The sequence below is a fragment of the Janthinobacterium sp. LS2A genome, from assembly GCF_036543145.1.
Classification (GTDB): domain Bacteria; phylum Pseudomonadota; class Gammaproteobacteria; order Burkholderiales; family Burkholderiaceae_D; genus Janthinobacterium; species Janthinobacterium aestuarii.
This window is the reverse complement of record NZ_JAZHPB010000005.1, coordinates 79,819-94,407: the sequence shown is the minus strand read 5'-3', so window position 1 is coordinate 94,407 and position 14,589 is coordinate 79,819. Positions and strand designations below refer to the sequence as shown.

General features: G+C 62.0%; 13 protein-coding genes and 1 pseudogene. 7 read left to right on the top strand and 7 right to left on the bottom strand.

What is annotated here, in order from left to right; genetic code table 11:
• Window position 1 precedes the first annotated feature (1 nt).
• The 3 genes and pseudogenes from V3C40_RS15740 to V3C40_RS15730 form a co-directional block, all read right to left on the bottom strand.
• Window positions 2–278 (bottom strand): annotated as a pseudogene (locus V3C40_RS15740) (hypothetical protein).
• Window positions 279–305: 27 nt separating this feature from the next.
• Window positions 306–1,094 carry an enoyl-ACP reductase FabI gene (gene fabI, locus V3C40_RS15735; protein ID WP_331777922.1) on the bottom strand — a complete coding sequence of 263 codons (789 nt, stop codon included), beginning with the start codon at window positions 1,092–1,094 and terminating at the stop codon, window positions 306–308.
• Window positions 1,095–1,196: 102 nt separating this feature from the next.
• The gene (locus V3C40_RS15730) at window positions 1,197–2,609 is read right to left on the bottom strand and encodes a transglycosylase SLT domain-containing protein (protein ID WP_034749684.1); all 1,413 of its coding nucleotides are present in this window, start codon (window positions 2,607–2,609) and stop codon (window positions 1,197–1,199) included.
• 327 nt (window positions 2,610–2,936) lie between these two features.
• On the opposite strand from V3C40_RS15730, the gene V3C40_RS15725 reads away from it, so the two are divergent.
• Entirely contained in the window at window positions 2,937–3,509 is a 573-nt protein-coding gene (locus V3C40_RS15725) for a DUF1415 domain-containing protein (protein ID WP_219327328.1), read from the top strand.
• Window positions 3,509–3,703 carry a DUF1289 domain-containing protein gene (locus V3C40_RS15720; RefSeq protein ID WP_034749680.1) on the top strand — a complete coding sequence of 65 codons (195 nt, stop codon included), beginning with the start codon at window positions 3,509–3,511 and terminating at the stop codon, window positions 3,701–3,703. Before V3C40_RS15725 ends, V3C40_RS15720 begins: the two co-directional genes overlap by 1 nt.
• Before the next feature lie 104 nt (window positions 3,704–3,807).
• On the opposite strand, the gene V3C40_RS15715 is transcribed toward V3C40_RS15720, so the two are convergent.
• Window positions 3,808–4,314 carry a DUF1993 domain-containing protein gene (locus tag V3C40_RS15715; protein ID WP_331777921.1) on the bottom strand — a complete coding sequence of 169 codons (507 nt, stop codon included), beginning with the start codon at window positions 4,312–4,314 and terminating at the stop codon, window positions 3,808–3,810.
• A 262-nt stretch (window positions 4,315–4,576) separates the two neighbouring features.
• Here V3C40_RS15715 and V3C40_RS15710 point away from each other — a divergent pair, with 262 nt between their 5' ends.
• Window positions 4,577–7,702 (top strand): EAL domain-containing protein, encoded by a 3,126-nt coding sequence (locus V3C40_RS15710; protein ID WP_072452880.1) that lies wholly within the window; start codon window positions 4,577–4,579, stop codon window positions 7,700–7,702.
• A 10-nt stretch (window positions 7,703–7,712) separates the two neighbouring features.
• Window positions 7,713–9,986: a xanthine dehydrogenase family protein molybdopterin-binding subunit gene (locus V3C40_RS15705; protein WP_331777920.1), complete on the top strand. Its 2,274-nt coding sequence runs from the start codon at window positions 7,713–7,715 to the stop codon at window positions 9,984–9,986.
• A 6-nt stretch (window positions 9,987–9,992) separates the two neighbouring features.
• On the opposite strand, the gene V3C40_RS15700 is transcribed toward V3C40_RS15705, so the two are convergent.
• Window positions 9,993–10,421, bottom strand: coding sequence for a thioredoxin family protein (locus V3C40_RS15700; protein ID WP_331777919.1), 429 nt, complete (start codon window positions 10,419–10,421; stop codon window positions 9,993–9,995).
• 275 nt (window positions 10,422–10,696) lie between these two features.
• Between V3C40_RS15700 and V3C40_RS15695 the strand changes: the two genes are divergently transcribed.
• Entirely contained in the window at window positions 10,697–11,614 is a 918-nt protein-coding gene (locus V3C40_RS15695) for a 23S rRNA (adenine(2030)-N(6))-methyltransferase RlmJ (RefSeq protein WP_034749665.1), read from the top strand.
• 186 nt (window positions 11,615–11,800) lie between these two features.
• Here the strand turns inward: V3C40_RS15695 and V3C40_RS15690 are convergent, their stop codons facing one another.
• Together V3C40_RS15690 and V3C40_RS15685 are read right to left on the bottom strand one after the other, a co-directional pair.
• Window positions 11,801–12,550: an SAM-dependent methyltransferase gene (locus tag V3C40_RS15690; RefSeq protein WP_070302037.1), complete on the bottom strand. Its 750-nt coding sequence runs from the start codon at window positions 12,548–12,550 to the stop codon at window positions 11,801–11,803.
• A gap of 95 nt (window positions 12,551–12,645) precedes the next feature.
• The gene (locus V3C40_RS15685; protein WP_331777918.1) at window positions 12,646–13,254 is read right to left on the bottom strand and encodes a Maf-like protein; all 609 of its coding nucleotides are present in this window, start codon (window positions 13,252–13,254) and stop codon (window positions 12,646–12,648) included.
• Window positions 13,255–13,476: 222 nt separating this feature from the next.
• Here V3C40_RS15685 and V3C40_RS15680 point away from each other — a divergent pair, with 222 nt between their 5' ends.
• Window positions 13,477–13,974, top strand: coding sequence for a YceD family protein (locus V3C40_RS15680; protein ID WP_034749656.1), 498 nt, complete (start codon window positions 13,477–13,479; stop codon window positions 13,972–13,974).
• A 246-nt stretch (window positions 13,975–14,220) separates the two neighbouring features.
• The gene (gene rpmF, locus V3C40_RS15675) at window positions 14,221–14,403 is read left to right on the top strand and encodes a 50S ribosomal protein L32 (protein ID WP_034749653.1); all 183 of its coding nucleotides are present in this window, start codon (window positions 14,221–14,223) and stop codon (window positions 14,401–14,403) included.
• The last annotated feature ends 186 nt before the right edge of the window (window positions 14,404–14,589 follow it).

Below are 14,589 nucleotides of genomic sequence, written 5' to 3'. Positions count from 1 at the left end.
GCTATCCTCTGGATTTGCGTTGCATGCAGTCGTGCATCAGTTTGTTGAAAGTGCAATTATCGACCACCCGGCGGATCGCCCGCGCGTGGTTGCCCGGGTTTTTCGGCGTGCTCCAGATGCAGGCGATACAGAATTCGCCACAGCGGCAGCCGTCGTCATTGTAGGGGCGAGATCTTGCCCCAGGCATGGCTGCCGCCCACTTCCACTCGCCAGCCCTGGCTTTCCGCGTGGCGCAGCGCCGCTTCGATTTCTTTCCTGGGATGCGAGGAGCGCGCCATGCGATGCCTCCAATGTAGGTCGCCGCATCACTCTACTTCGGGATTGACGGCCATCACTTGCGAAAAGCCGCCATCGACATAGGTAATCTCGCCCGTGATGCCCGAGGCCAGGTCGGACAGCAGAAAGGCGGCCGTGTTGCCGACCTCTTCGATGGTGACATTGCGGCGCAGCGGGGCGTGTTCGGCCACAAATCCCAGCAGTTTACTGAAATCCTTGATGCCCGAAGCGGCCAGGGTCTTGATGGGGCCGGCGGAAATGCCGTTGGCGCGGATGCCGCGCGGACCCAGCGATTCGGCCAGGTAGCGCACGGACGCTTCCAGCGACGCCTTGGCCAGGCCCATGGTGTTGTAGTAGGGTACGGCACGCATGGCGCCCAGGTAGGTCAGGGTCAGGAGTGACGCGCCCGGATGCAGCAGGGGCAGGGCGGCCTTGGCCATGGCGGGAAAACTGTAGGCGGAAATGTCGTGCGCGATGCGGAAGCTGTCGCGCGACAGGCCGTCGAGGAAGTCGCCGGCGATCGCCTCGCGCGGCGCGAAGCCGATGGCGTGCACCAGGCCGTCCAACTGATCCCAGTGGCGCGCCAGATCGCTGAAGACGGCGCTGATCTGTTCATCGCTGGACACGTCGCAGTCGAATACCAGTTCGCTGCCGAATTCCGCCGCAAATTCCGTGATGCGCTCCTTGAAGCGTTCGCCCACATACGTGAAGGCGAGGGCGGCGCCTTCGCGGTGGCAAGCCTTGGCGATGCCATAGGCGATGGAGCGGTTCGACAGCAAGCCCGTGATGAGGATTTTTTTGCCTTGCAAGAAAGCCATGACGACTCCTGTCTGGGTAGGTGGGCGGGTAAGCGGATGTGCAACCGGCCGCGACAGCAAAGCTGTGGCGGCCGGTGAGGTGGATCTATACGGATCAGGCGATCAGTGACGGGCCTTGGCTCGGCTGTTACCGCCGCCGCGCTGGATGCGTGGTTTCACCAGGGAAATTGGCGCCGCTTGCACCTTGCCGCCCTTGGTGACGCGGCGCACGGCCTTGGCGACCCGTTCAGGACGGTCCGCTTCCAGCAGCATGGTGGCGCTGTCGGCGATTTCCTGGGTGATGTCGCTGTTCATCGTGGCCGAGGTTTTCGGCACGAGGATGGTGGAGCCGGCGCGCAAACGCGTGCGCTGGGGAATATTGTTGGCCTGGCGCAGCACGTCGGCCGTGGTGCCGAATTTCGACGCCAGCGTTTCGATGCGTTCGCGCGCATTGGTGATCTTGTGCGTGGTCCAGCTCGACAAGGCATGGCCCCATTGCGCCAGGTTGGTGGTGAACTTGGCGGCGTTTTCCTGCGGCAGCAGAATCTTCGTCTTTTCGCCACCGATGATGACGGGGCGGTTAAATTGCGGATTCAAGGCCTTGAATTCATCCATCGACAGTTCGGCCAGCTGGGCGGCGACGGTGATGTCGATGTCGCTGGTCTTGTCGATGGCCGTGAAGTAGGGCTGGTTGTCGACCACGGGCAGGGTCAGGCCGAACTGGGCCGGATTGGCGATGATGTTTTTCACAGCTTGCAATTTCGGCACGTAGTTGCGCGTTTCGGCCGGCATCAGGTCGGCCAGGCTTTCGAAGTCGGTTGGCTTGCCCAGCGCCTGGTTTTTCTTGATGGCGCGCTGCACCGAGCCTTCGCCCCAGTTGTAGGCGGCCAGGGCCAGTTGCCAGTCGCCAAACATGTCATACAGGCGCTGCAAGTACGTGAGGGCCGCATCGGTCGAGGCCAGCACGCCGCGGCGCTCGTCCTTGAACATGTTTTGCTTGAGGTTGAAATCGCGCCCCGTGGCGGGCACGAATTGCCACATGCCGGCCGCATTGGCGCTCGAGAACGCTTGCGGGTTGAAGGCGGACTCGATGAATGGCAGCAAGGCCAGTTCCGTCGGCATGCCGCGCTTTTCCAGTTCCTGCACCACGTGGAAAATGTAGCGCGAGGCGCGCGCCGTCGTGCGGGCAATGTAGTCGGGGCGGGTGGCGTACCAGTTGACGTGATTCGCTACCAGCTGGTTGTTGATGTCGGGAATCGCATAGCCGCTGCGGATGCGGCCCCAGACGTCGGCTTCGCGCAGCGGATCGGAATTGTCGCTGAGGTTTTTCAGCAGACGATCGGTCTTTTGCAGGCGGTTGTCGAGGGTGGGGAGTTTCGCCGTGACCTGGGCGGTCATCGGGATCAGGGCGGGCGTGGTGGCGGCGACTGGCGCGTTATCGCTCTCAACACCGGCTTCGTACGCCTGGCTGAGGGCGGGCGCAAGCGCCAGGGCCAACGCCGCCAGGACGGTAGATTTAAAGGAGTTTTCGTGCATAGTGTTCCATTGTTGTCGTCGGAGAAACATCGGACAGACCCATGATTAAGCTGCGAGTGTACGTATATCCACATGCCGGAGTCAAGAATTATGTCAGCATGATGACAGCACATAGGCGTCAATAGCGATGTTTCCAGTCGCTAATAATGTAATTATTACAAATTTAATTTGCCAGATGTGCGATTCGGCCGCTGTTATAGCATATATGGCCAGGGTCATGGCGCAAGCCTGGCGGCCGTCCGGTATGAGGCTGCGCAAAAGTGCGTACAATTTGGCTTTGGCTGGCCATTCAGCCGTCGGCCGCTTTATTGATAGAGAGTCAAGTATATGAACACCCCGCCGCGCCACGACGACGACAACGCCGTCATCATCGCCAATACTGTTGCCTGGTTGGAAAAGGCCGTGATCGGCCTGAACCTGTGCCCGTTTGCCAAGGCCGTGCACGTCAAGAAGCAGATCCGATATGTGGTGTGCGAATCGAGCAATCCCGAAGATTTGCTGGCGATGCTGATGGACGAGCTGCAAACCCTGGCCGACACGGATCCCGAGCAGATCGACACGACCTTGCTGATCCACCCGTACACTCTGAACGATTTCCTCGACTACAACGAGTTTCTCGACGTGGCCGATGCGGCCGTGGAAGACATGCACCTGGCCGGCGAGCTGCAAGTGGCCAGCTTCCACCCGAACTACCAGTTTGCCGAAACGTTCGAGGATGACATCGGCAACTACACGAACCGCTCGCCATACCCGACCCTGCACCTGCTGCGCGAAGACAGCATCGAGCGCGCCGTCGAGGCGTTCCCGGAAGCGTCGGACATCTTCGACAAGAATATCGCCACCCTGGAAGCGCTGGGCACCGAAGGCTGGGAAAAGCTCGGCCTGCCGAAGGTATCCTGATGGCTGACAAGGAATTGCCGCCGCGTCCAGACACGCCCTGCGTGGCCGTGTGCTCGACGACTTTCGATGAAATCTGCCGCGGCTGCGGCCGCACCGTGGTGGAAGTGGCCCACTGGGTGTCGATGACGGATGAAGAGAAGGAAGTGGTGTGGGTGCGCATTCTGGCGCAAGGGTATCCGCGCCGGAATACCTGATTTAACCCAACTGCAACTGCTGGGGTCAGACCCGACGGGGGAATGCTTCCCAATGGGAAGCATTCCGATTCCGAAGGAACTGACCCCATTTTCACAGCTAAGGATCAATAGCTGCCGATGAAGTCTTTCTTGCCGACTTCAATACCGTTATGGCGCAGGATGTCGTACGCCGTCGTCGCGTGGAAGAAGAAGTGCGGCAGCGCGTAGTGGAACAGATAGGTCTGGCCCGTGAAGTGCTTGGTCTTTTCGCCGCTGCCGGTGGTGATGGCGCGCGTTTCGCTGCCGTCGATGTCCGCTTGCGGCAGGCTTTCCAGGAAGGCGATGGTTTTCACGATGCGCGCTTTCAGTTCAGCAAAGCTCTGTTCGCTGTCTTCATACGGTGGCACGGCCACGCCGGCCAGGCGCGCGCCGCAGCCCTTGGCGAAGTCGGTGGCGATCTGGATCTGGCGCACGAACGGCAGCATGTCCGGGAACAAGCGGAATTGCAGCAGGGCGTTCGGGTCGATTTTCTTGTCTTGCGCGTGCGTTTCCACCTTGTCCAGGATAGCGGCCAGGCTGCCCAGGATCTGTTTGAAGACGGGGATCGAAGCGGAGTAGATGGAGAAGGTCATGGTGGTTCCTCTAGGTAAAGTGGCGCGATGATAGCAAGCTAAGCGTTTTTCTGCTGGCGCCGGCAGGGCGCGCCGGTCAGCGTGTGGTTTTTCAACCCTGTTTATATGACATGAGGTTGCCGCTGGCGCGTGTTTATTGGTGACTTACCCCGCTTTTTCCATGCATAATTGCTCCTGAAAAAAGTTTCTTCCCGCCTGACCACCCGACTTCCCCTGTAAAGTTCAATGATCGCCCGCCTGATCCCTGTTGCCCTGTTGCCGCATGTTTAATTCACCTTACCAGCGCCTGCGCGCCAGCCTGCGTGTGCTGTACGGTTCGTCGATCTATGGCGCCCTGCTGCTGGTGGTATTTGGCGGCCTTGTCGTGCCCGCCATCTTCGGCAGCTATGTGCTCGTCGGCGTGCATGAACGCCAATCGGCGCGCACCAGCCTGAACGAAGCCTTGCAGCGCAATGTCGATATCCTGGCGCTGGGCATGCAGGAGTCGCTGTGGAACATGAATGCGGAATCGGCCCACTCGCTGGTCGAGTCGGTGATGCGCGACCGTTCCGTGCTGCTGGTGAAAGTGCTGGGGCAGGGCGACACGGAATTCATCAGCCTGCAGGCGCCGCAGCGGCCCGTGGGCAATCTGTACCGCGCCGAGCGCGACATCCTCGTGCGTGGCGAACGCATCGGCCACGTCGTCGTCGAGATGGACGACGCGCGCAGCCAGCAGGAACTGCGCGAAAAGCAGATGTCGTATATTTTCGTGCTGGGCGCGCAACTGGCCGTGTCGATGGCGCTGATCGTGCTGTTCCTGAACCGCCGCCTGTTGAAGCCCCTGCGCCGCCTGACGCGCTTTTCCGACCGCCTGTCGCACGGCGATTTCGACACGCCCTTGGCTTCGCACAGCAATGACGAACTGGGTCGCCTGACGGCCCAGCTCGAGCAAATGCGCGCGGCCATCGGCCAGCTGTTCGAGGATGTGGGCCAGCGCGAAGAGCGTTTCCGCACCATCGTCACGCAGGTGCCGGGCGCCGTCTTCCGCTACCGGCCCGATGGGCCCATCGATTTCGTCAGCGATGCCATCGAAGACATTTCCGGCTATTCGGCGCGTCAGTTCATGCGCGGCACCACGCATGCCTGGGCCGACCTGATCTGCCCGGAAGACCGCCGCGAGCACCGCCGCGCCGTCGGCCAGGCCGTGCTCGACGAACGGCCGTATGCGCTGGAATACCGCATTGTCGACGCTTTCGGCATCGAGCGCTGGGTGGCCGAGAATGGCCAGCCGCAGGTGGGCGAGCAGGGCGTCATCTGGATCGACGGCATCATCGCCGACATCAGCCAGCGCAAGCACCACGAGATGCGCATCGAAGCGCTGCTGACGGAGCAGAGCGCCATCCTCGACAACGTCATGTTCGGCGTGATGTTTGTGCGCCACCGCCGCATCATTTCCGTCAACCGCCGCTGCGAGGAACTGTTCGGCTACGGCCATGCCGAAATGACGGGCAGTTCCACCGCCATCGTGTTTACGAGTTCGTATGACTTCGAAGAGGCGGGCGAGCGCCAGTATCCGGCCCTGGCCGCGGGTGGCGATTTCAGCGAGGAGCGCCAGTACAAGCGCCGCGACGGCAGCCTGTTCTGGGCGCTGGTGAGCGGCTGCGCGCTCGATCCGCTGCGCCCCAACGAAGGCAGCATCTGGGTGTATGCCGATATCACGGCGCGCAAGGAAGCCGAGGAGAAACTGCGTTTATCGGCCACCGTGCTCGAACACATCGCCGACGGCGTGATGGTGGTCGACGCCGATGGCATCATCGTCACCGTCAATCCCGCGTTCACGCAGATCACCGGTTACGCCGAAGCCGAGGCGCTGGGGCAGCACGCGTCGCTGACGCGTTCCGAGCGGCACGACGCCGCGTTTTACCAGTCCTTGTGGGATGAACTGGCCGTCTCGGGCTTCTGGCGCGGCGAGATCTGGAACCGGCGCAAGAACGGCGAGGTGTACCTGGAATGGCTGACCATCAGCGCCGTGCGCGACACGCGTGCCGTCACCACCCATTACGTGGGCGTGTTCAGCGACATCACCCTGATCAAGGAATCGCAGGAAAAGCTCGATCACATGGCCCACCACGATCCGCTGACGGCGCTGCCGAACCGGCTGCTGTTCCATGACCGCCTGCAGCACGCGCTGCTGCGCGCCGCGCGCGACCAGGAGCAGCTGGCCGTGCTGTTCATCGACCTGGACCGCTTCAAGAACGTCAACGACACCCTGGGCCACCATGTGGGCGACGAATTGCTGCAAAAGGTGGCCGGCCAGCTGGCGGCCCGCCTGCGCGAAGGCGATACTCTGGCGCGCCTGGGCGGCGACGAATTCATCGTCCTGCTCGAACGCATCGACGGCGAGTATGGCGCCACGCAGGTGGCGGAAAAACTGATGACCATGTTCGACCAGCCGTTCACGGTGGCCGGCCACGAACTGTTCGTCACCTGCAGCGTGGGCATCAGCCTGTATCCGGACGATGCGTTGGATTTGAACATGTTGATCCGCAATGCCGACGTGGCCATGTACCAGGCCAAGGCGCGCGGGCGCAATGGCTACCGCTTCTATGCGCCGTCGATGACGGGCGAGGGTGTCGAGCGGCTGCGCCTGGAAACCTTTTTGCGCCGCTCGATCGAAAAGAACGAGATGTTCCTCAATTACCAGCCGCAGGTGGAAATCGACACGGGCCGCCTGGTCGGCGTCGAGGCGCTGGTGCGCTGGAACCACCCGGAACTGGGCCTGGTGCCGCCGGCGCGCTTCATCCCGCTGGCCGAGGACAGCGGTTTCATCAACCAGCTGGGCAAATGGGTGCTCGACGAAGCGTGCCGCCAGATGATGCGCTGGCAGGCGCAGGGCTTGCACGTGCCGAAGATGGCCGTCAACCTGTCCGTAAAACAGTTCGAGCGGGGCAGCATCGCCGGCATGGTGGCCGCCATATTGAAGGAAACGGGCCTCGAGCCGCAGCGCCTGCAGCTGGAAGTGACGGAATCCGTCATCATGAACACGGGCGACGCCCTCGGTTTCATCAACGACTTGCACGCTATCGGCGTGGGCCTGGCCATCGACGATTTCGGCACCGGCTATTCCTCGCTCGCGTATCTGAAACAGCTGCCCGTGCAGACCTTGAAGATCGACCGCTCCTTCATCAAGGATATTTCGACGGACGTCAACGACGAGGCGATTGCGATTGCCATCATCCAGCTGGGCAAGAGCATGCATTTGTCCGTGATTGCCGAAGGCGTGGAGACGGAAGAGCAGGCCGCTTTCCTGCTGCGCCATGGCTGCAAGCTGGCGCAAGGTTATTTTTATAGCCGTCCGGTGCTGGCACAGGATATGCTGGAGCGCTGGATCGATCACTCACTACTATAAAGGACAGCCCATGGCCGCACACTCCTCCCCGTCGCGCCGCCGTTTCCTGCTCGGCGGCCTTGGCCTCGGCGTGGCCGGCGTGGGCGCCCTGGTGCTGGGCTGGGGCGTGCTGCCGCCGCGCCAGCGCCTGCATGGCAGCGCGCCGCTGCCACTCCAGGATGGCGCCGTGGCCCTCAACGGCTGGCTGGCCATCGGCACGGATGGCACGGTGACCCTGGCCATGCCGCGCAGCGAGATGGGGCAGGGCGTGCACACGGCCTTGCCGATGCTGGTGGCCGAGGAACTCGACGTGCCGCTGGCCAGCGTCAAACTGATACAGGCGCCGAACGATAAAATCTTCGGCAATGTCGCCATGCTCAAGGACAGCCTGCCTTTCCATCCGGACGACCAGGGGCGCTTGAAGGCGCTGGCGCAGTGGACGGTCGCCAAGGCGGCGCGCGAGCTGGGCGTGATCGTCACGGGCGGTTCGTCGAGCGTGAAAGATGGCTGGGGCCCCATGCGCGAGGCGGGGGCGTCGGCGCGCGCCATGCTGGTAGGCGCCGCCGCCGCGTTGTGGCAGGTGCCGGCCGCGCAGTGCCGCACGCAGGACGGTGAAGTGCTGCATCCGGACGGCCGGCGCGCCAGCTACGCCAGCCTGGCGCAGCGCGCCGCCAGCATAGCACCCGGCACGCCCGTGCTGAAACTGCCCAAGGATTTCAAGCTGATCGGCCAGCCGGCGCCGCGCCGCGATACGCCATCGAAAGTCAATGGCAGCGCGCGTTTCGGCATCGATGCGCGTCCGCCCGGCATGCTGTACGCGGCCCTGCATCTGCCGCCGCGCCTGGGTGATAGCCTGTCCGCGTTCGACGCGGCGCCCATACTCGCCATGCCCGGTGTGAAAAAAGTGCTGGACCTGACGCCGCAGCTGGCGCAGCGCAGCGTCTCGTGCGCGGCCGTGGTGGCGGACACCTGGTGGCGCGCGAAGCAGGCGGCGGCCGCCTTGCCGACGCAGTGGAAGGCTGGCCCGCAAGCGAACTTGTCCAGCGCCGGCGTCTACGCGGAATTTGCCCGCCTGTTGGACACCGAAGCCGGTTATGCCTATCACGCCAGCGGCGAGGTGGAAAGTAAAGCCGTGCAGGGCATGCGGCAGGTCAGCGCCGAGTACCGCGCACCGTTCCTCGCGCATGCCGCCATGGAGCCCGTCAACTGCACCGCGCAGGTGAAAAATGGCAAGGTGATGCTGTGGGCCTCGACGCAGGCGCCCGGCATCGCCGTCGACGTGGCGGCGAAAGTGGCCGGCGTCGATGCGAAAGACGTCAGCATCGAGGTGCTGCTGCTCGGTGGCGGTTTCGGCCGCCGCCTGGAAGTGGATATGGTCGCGCAAGCCGTGGCCATCGCGCTGCAGTGCGATGGCGCACCCGTGCAGCTGGTGTGGACGCGCGAACAGGACACAAAGCACGATATGTACCGTCCCGCCGCGCTGGCGCGCTTTGCGGCCCGCCTCGATGAGCATGGCCGCATCGCTTCCTGGGACAATAAATCCGTCAGCGGCTCCATCACGCATCAATACCTGCAGCGCAATTTCGGCTTGCCCGGCGCGGGGCCGGACAAGACGACGGCCGAAGGCGAATTCGACATGCCGTATGAAATCGCCAACCAGCGCATCGCCCACGTGATCGCCGACAGTGCCGTGCCAGTCGGCTACTGGCGCTCGGTCGGGCATTCGCACAACGCGTTCTTCAAGGAAAGCTTTATCGACGAGCTGGCGCATGCGGCAGGGCAGGACGGCATCGCCTTCCGCCGCGCCATGCTGGTGCGGCATCCGCGCCATTTGGCCGTACTCGATGCGGCCGTCGCCAGGGCGGGCAGCCCTCCGCCCGGCCATGCGCATGGCGTGGCCTTGCACCAGTCGTTCGGCAGCATCGTCGCGCAAGTGGCGCAGGTGTCCGTGGAAAACGGAGAAATTCGCGTGCAGCGCGTCGTGTGCGCCATCGATTGCGGCATTGCCGTCAATCCGAACATCATCGCCCAGCAGATGGAGTCGGCCGTGCTGTTCGGCCTGTCGGCGGCGCTGGGCGGCGAGATCACGTTCAAGGAGGGGAGAGTCGAGCAGGGCAACTTCCATGACTACCCCGTGTTGCGCATGGGGCAGACGCCCGAGGTGGAAACCATCATCATCGCCAGCGCCGAGCATCCGGAAGGCGTGGGCGAACCGGGCACGCCGCCGATTGCGCCGGCCGTGGCCAACGCCGTGTTCAGTCTGACGGGGAAAAGGCTGCGCAGCTTGCCGCTGCGCCTGGCTTGATGTGGATCAGACCAGGGTGGCGGCCAGCATCTGGCGCAGATTGCAGTCGCGCTGCCAGTCGCGCCGTTCCTGCGTGCTGCCGGCCAGCGCGGCCAGTTCCTCGGCGCTGAGCGCCTGCTGCGCCTGCACCATGCGGTGCGCCAGGCCCCCGTCGGGCAGCACGGTGCCGAAGAAGGCCACGTTGTCTTCGCGCTGTATCAGCAGGGTGGGGAAGTTGTCGATGTCGAGGTCGCCCACCACGTCGGCCTGGTCCTCGATGTCGATCCAGACGAAGACGGTGTCCGGGTGGCGCGCGGCCAGTTCCTCGAACGTGGCGCGGTAGCTGCCGCAAGTGCCGCACCACAGCGCGCACAGGCAGGCCACCGTCCAGCGCGGGCCGGCCAGGGTTGCCGCGACGTCGGCGCGGTTATCGGTCGTGAGGGTCAGGCTGTGCATGGTCGTTTCTATTAGTAGGCGGATGGGCGCGGGCGCCCGATGCGCGTATTCTACCGCGCCCGGCGATGCCAGTCCCGGGAATGCATGGGCTTGTTTAGCCGTGTTTTTTGATGCAATCCACCTTTCTGGTGGATAATGCTGGTAATTGCGCGCTGATTACGCTGGTCCATGCTGTTTCCTGGCCCCGCAGCCTGACCCCTCCAGTCTGTTTTCATGCCCTGCCCGGTGTCAGCGCTCCCGCCTTTATTTATTTTTATTATGGAATTAGCCAGCTTATGTTGAGTTACCGCCACGCCTTTCACGCGGGTAATCACGCCGATGTGTTGAAGCATTATGTGCAGATTCAGTTGTTGCAATATCTGAATCAAAAAGATACCGCCTATAGTTATATCGATACCCACTCCGGCGCAGGCGTGTATGCGCTCGACGGCGGTTATGCCTCGAAAAATGCCGAGTACGAAACGGGCATCGCGCCCCTGTGGGACCGCACGGACCTGCCGGCCTCGCTGGCCGAATACATGAAGCTGATCAAGGAAATGAATCCGAGCGGCAAGATGCGCTACTACCCGGGTTCGCCGTACTGCGCCGACAAGGTCAGCCGCGAGCAAGACCGTCTGCGCCTGTTCGAGCTGCATCCAGCCGATGCAAAGATTCTGGCCGACAACTTCCGCAAGGTCGAGGCGCATGCGCTGGCCCAGGGCGAGCGTCCGACCGTGCGCGGCAAGCGCGTGCTCATCACCAAGGCCGACGGCTTCCAGAGCCTGAAAGCCCTGCTGCCGCCGCCATCGCGCCGCGCGCTCGTGCTGATCGACCCGCCGTATGAAGACAAGATGGATTACCGCAAGGTCAAGGATACCCTGGCCGACGCCCTCGTGCGCTTCCCGTCCGGCATGTATGCCGTCTGGTACCCGGTGCTGCAGCGCATGGAATCGCGCCAGTTCGCCGACAAACTCAAGCAACTGCCCAGCTCGGACTGGCTGCACGTGACCCTGACGGTCAACACCCCGTCGCCGGACGGCTTCGGCTTGCACAGCAGCGGCATGTTCATCCTGAACCCGCCGTACACGCTGGAGCCTATGTTGCGCGAAGTCATGCCGTACCTGGTCAAGGTGCTGGGCCGCGACGATGGCGCGAAGTTTGTATTGGAAACGGGCAAGGGCGGACAGAAGAACACGGGCACCCGTCGCGTCTGAAGACACCTGACCAAACCTACTGCGCGTCGGTATAGGCGGCCTGCGATGCTCACCGTACTAGAGTACGGTTGCGCTTCTTAGTCACCTCTCCCTTCCGCTCGCTACGGTTTTGTCAGTTGTCGTGACTATCGTAGTGAGGCAAAGCAAAGCAAACGCCACGGTAAATATTTCCGTGGCGTTTGTCGTTTACTGTCCCAGCAACAGGAACACGGTCGGTTTCTTGTGGAAGTCGGGCGCCTTGCCGGCGGCTAATTGTTTTTTCCACTGGCCGCCATTCCATGTCTGCACGCTTTCCGTGTCCAGGCTCAGGTCGGTGGCGACGCAGATCAGCGTCGATGGCGCGCATTGCGCCACGAGCGCTTCCAGCATGGCGGCGTTGCGGTACGGCGTTTCGATGAACAGCTGGGTTTGCTTTTCATTGCGCGAGCGGCTTTCCAGTTCCTTGATGCGCTTGGCGCGCAGGGCGGCGTCCGTGGGCAGATAGCCGTTGAAGGCGAAGCTCTGGCCGTTCAAGCCGCTGGCCATCACGGCCAGCAGGATCGACGACGGGCCCACCAGCGGGCGCACTTTAATGCCGTGCTGATGCGCGAGACGCACGAGGTCGGCACCCGGGTCGGCCACAGCGGGCACGCCTGCTTCCGATACGAGGCCGGCGTCGCGTCCCGCCAGCAGCGGCGCCAGCAAGCCGGCCAGCGCTTGCGCGGGGGTATTGACGTTCAGTTCGGAAATCGTGATTTCCTGCAGCGGCTTGGCCAGCGGATGCTGGTTGCCGATCAACTTCAAAAAGGCGCGCGCCGTCTTGGCGTTTTCCGCAACGAAATAATCGAGCTGCGACGTGATCTGCCGCACTTGCTCTGGAATGATGTGGCCCAGCGGGTCGCTTGCGCCGTCGGACAGGCCGAGGTGGTTGGGAATCAGGTACAGGGTGCCGGTCATATTGTTAGCTTTGTATTGGCCGGGGTCAGTCCCTTCGGGATCGGAGTGCGCTCCACTGGAACGCACTCCCCCGTCGGGTCTGACCCCCGGGGTGATTAAAATGTGAAAAACGCCACACCCGCCTTGCGCAGCATGCCGGTGAGGGCGATCAGCGGCAAGCCGGTCAGGGCGGTCGGGTCGGTGGTGGCTATGCGTTCGAGCAGGGCGATGCCCAGGCCTTCGTTCTTGGCGCTGCCGGCGCAGTCATATGGCTGCTCGATGCGCAGGTAGGCGTCCAGCTCGGCATCGGGCAAGTCGCGTACGGTGACAAGGGTCTGGACGTCTTCCACTTGCGCTACAGGCGGACTCCGGCGGCCGTCGAGCAGGCACAGTGCCGTGTGGAACACGGTCTGGCGCCCGCGCATGGTTTGCAGTTGCAGCAGGGCATTCGCATGGTTGCCGGGCTTGCCGATCTGAGCGCCATCGAGTGTGGCGACCTGGTCGGAGCCGATGACGATGCTGCCAGGATAGCGGTCGAGCACGGCTTGCGCCTTGGCCTGGGCCAGGCGCAGGGCCGTGGCGCTGGGGCTTTCGCCTGGCAGGGGACTTTCGTCGAGATCGGGCACGGCCACCTCGAAGGGCAGGCGCAGGCGTTGCAGCAATTCCTTGCGGTAGGTCGAACTCGATGCAAGAATCAAGCGCGATGGGGCGGAAGTTGGTATCATTCGGTAGTGGATGGCGGCCGGCATGGCCGCGCTGGTCGATGTCAGTGGAATTTCACGCAAATTCCAGGGCGCAGAGCCCACAACTGAGGCTCCATGCGGCATGACGGTGTTGATGAAATGTCATGTTGATGGCAATAATTGCGTCAAAAAAGATGCTTAGCCTTTGACTCCGTGCTAAAAACCCTGTTATTATCGCAGGTTTTCCGGGGAAATTTTCTACCAATGAATGCTTTTGTGATCGACACCTTTGATTTTTGTCGTATCAGCGGGAGCCGCGAGGGTGTAACTCCTGTCGCTGAAATGACCCGGTTGACCAAGGATTGTGCAGATAGTTCCGGCGAGATCGCCTGGAAAATCGTCGGCGGCACCAGCAAGCTGGGCTACCCACAACTGACCTTGTCGGTCAACGGCACCGTTCAGCTGGTTTGCCAGCGCTGCCTGACTCCGTATGCTTACGTAATTGATTCGACGACCACTCTGATGCTGGGCAAGGATGACGAGCACGCGGACGAGATCGAAGAAATCATCAACGATGAATCGATCGACGTGATCGTCGGCAGCCGCAACATGGATGCCGCGGCCCTGATCGAAGATGAAGCCTTGCTGGCGCTGCCGCAGGTACCCAAACACGACGTCTGCCCCGATACGGCGCAGCTCGATGCTCTCAAGACTGAAAAGAAGTCGCCGTTTGCGGCACTGAAAGACTTGAAGCCAGAATAAAGTAGTAAAAGAAAGCTTTAAAAAACTGTAGCGAGCGGGCAGCGCAACAGGTTTTTGATGCTTCTTGTAAAGGACGTGTCAAACGCGTGTTGTAATCGAGTATGGCAAGTGTAGTGAAATGTAATTGTAATAAACGATGTCGGTCCGGGCTATTTTCGGGTAGTCTTTGCCGCTGGGATACTCGATTCGCATGTATTTGCCAATCGATTGTGCTAAAATTTTAGAACTTATGTATTAGGAGTCATCATGGCAGTTCAACAGAACAAGAAAACCCCTTCCAAGCGCGGCATGCACCGTTCGCACGACTTCCTGGTCGCGCCGCAATTGAGCGTCGAGCCAGTTACCGGCGAAACACACATGCGTCACCATATCAGCCCTAACGGCTTCTATCGTGGCCGTAAAGTGTTGAAGACCAAAAACGACGAGTAATCGACGTTTTTGTTGGGTAAGATGAAAGCGGTGTTGCGTGGTTATTCGGCGTGGCGCCGCTTCTTCTTTTTTATCGGCTGCAATTCATCTTGCACACCCGTCATTTTGAATCACGCTGTCCAGGCCTGTGCATGACATGCTGCACCCTGCATATGCTCCAGTCCGATTCACATCTTGCCGCACGCC

What these genes read in the sequence shown, in the direction of transcription:
- V3C40_RS15730 (WP_034749684.1), bottom strand. Translation starts at nt 2,609, where the DNA reads ATGCACGAAAACTCCTTTAAATCTACCGTCCTGGCGGCGTTGGCCCTG.
- V3C40_RS15720 (WP_034749680.1), top strand. Translation starts at nt 3,509, where the DNA reads ATGGCTGACAAGGAATTGCCGCCGCGTCCAGACACGCCCTGCGTGGCC.
- V3C40_RS15725 (WP_219327328.1), top strand. Translation starts at nt 2,937, where the DNA reads ATGAACACCCCGCCGCGCCACGACGACGACAACGCCGTCATCATCGCC.
- V3C40_RS15705 (WP_331777920.1), top strand. Translation starts at nt 7,713, where the DNA reads ATGGCCGCACACTCCTCCCCGTCGCGCCGCCGTTTCCTGCTCGGCGGC.
- fabI (WP_331777922.1), bottom strand. Translation starts at nt 1,094, where the DNA reads ATGGCTTTCTTGCAAGGCAAAAAAATCCTCATCACGGGCTTGCTGTCG.
- rpmF (WP_034749653.1), top strand. Translation starts at nt 14,221, where the DNA reads ATGGCAGTTCAACAGAACAAGAAAACCCCTTCCAAGCGCGGCATGCAC.
- V3C40_RS15680 (WP_034749656.1), top strand. Translation starts at nt 13,477, where the DNA reads ATGAATGCTTTTGTGATCGACACCTTTGATTTTTGTCGTATCAGCGGG.
- V3C40_RS15700 (WP_331777919.1), bottom strand. Translation starts at nt 10,421, where the DNA reads ATGCACAGCCTGACCCTCACGACCGATAACCGCGCCGACGTCGCGGCA.
- V3C40_RS15685 (WP_331777918.1), bottom strand. Translation starts at nt 13,254, where the DNA reads ATGATACCAACTTCCGCCCCATCGCGCTTGATTCTTGCATCGAGTTCG.
- V3C40_RS15695 (WP_034749665.1), top strand. Translation starts at nt 10,697, where the DNA reads ATGTTGAGTTACCGCCACGCCTTTCACGCGGGTAATCACGCCGATGTG.
- V3C40_RS15715 (WP_331777921.1), bottom strand. Translation starts at nt 4,314, where the DNA reads ATGACCTTCTCCATCTACTCCGCTTCGATCCCCGTCTTCAAACAGATC.
- V3C40_RS15690 (WP_070302037.1), bottom strand. Translation starts at nt 12,550, where the DNA reads ATGACCGGCACCCTGTACCTGATTCCCAACCACCTCGGCCTGTCCGAC.
- V3C40_RS15710 (WP_072452880.1), top strand. Translation starts at nt 4,577, where the DNA reads ATGTTTAATTCACCTTACCAGCGCCTGCGCGCCAGCCTGCGTGTGCTG.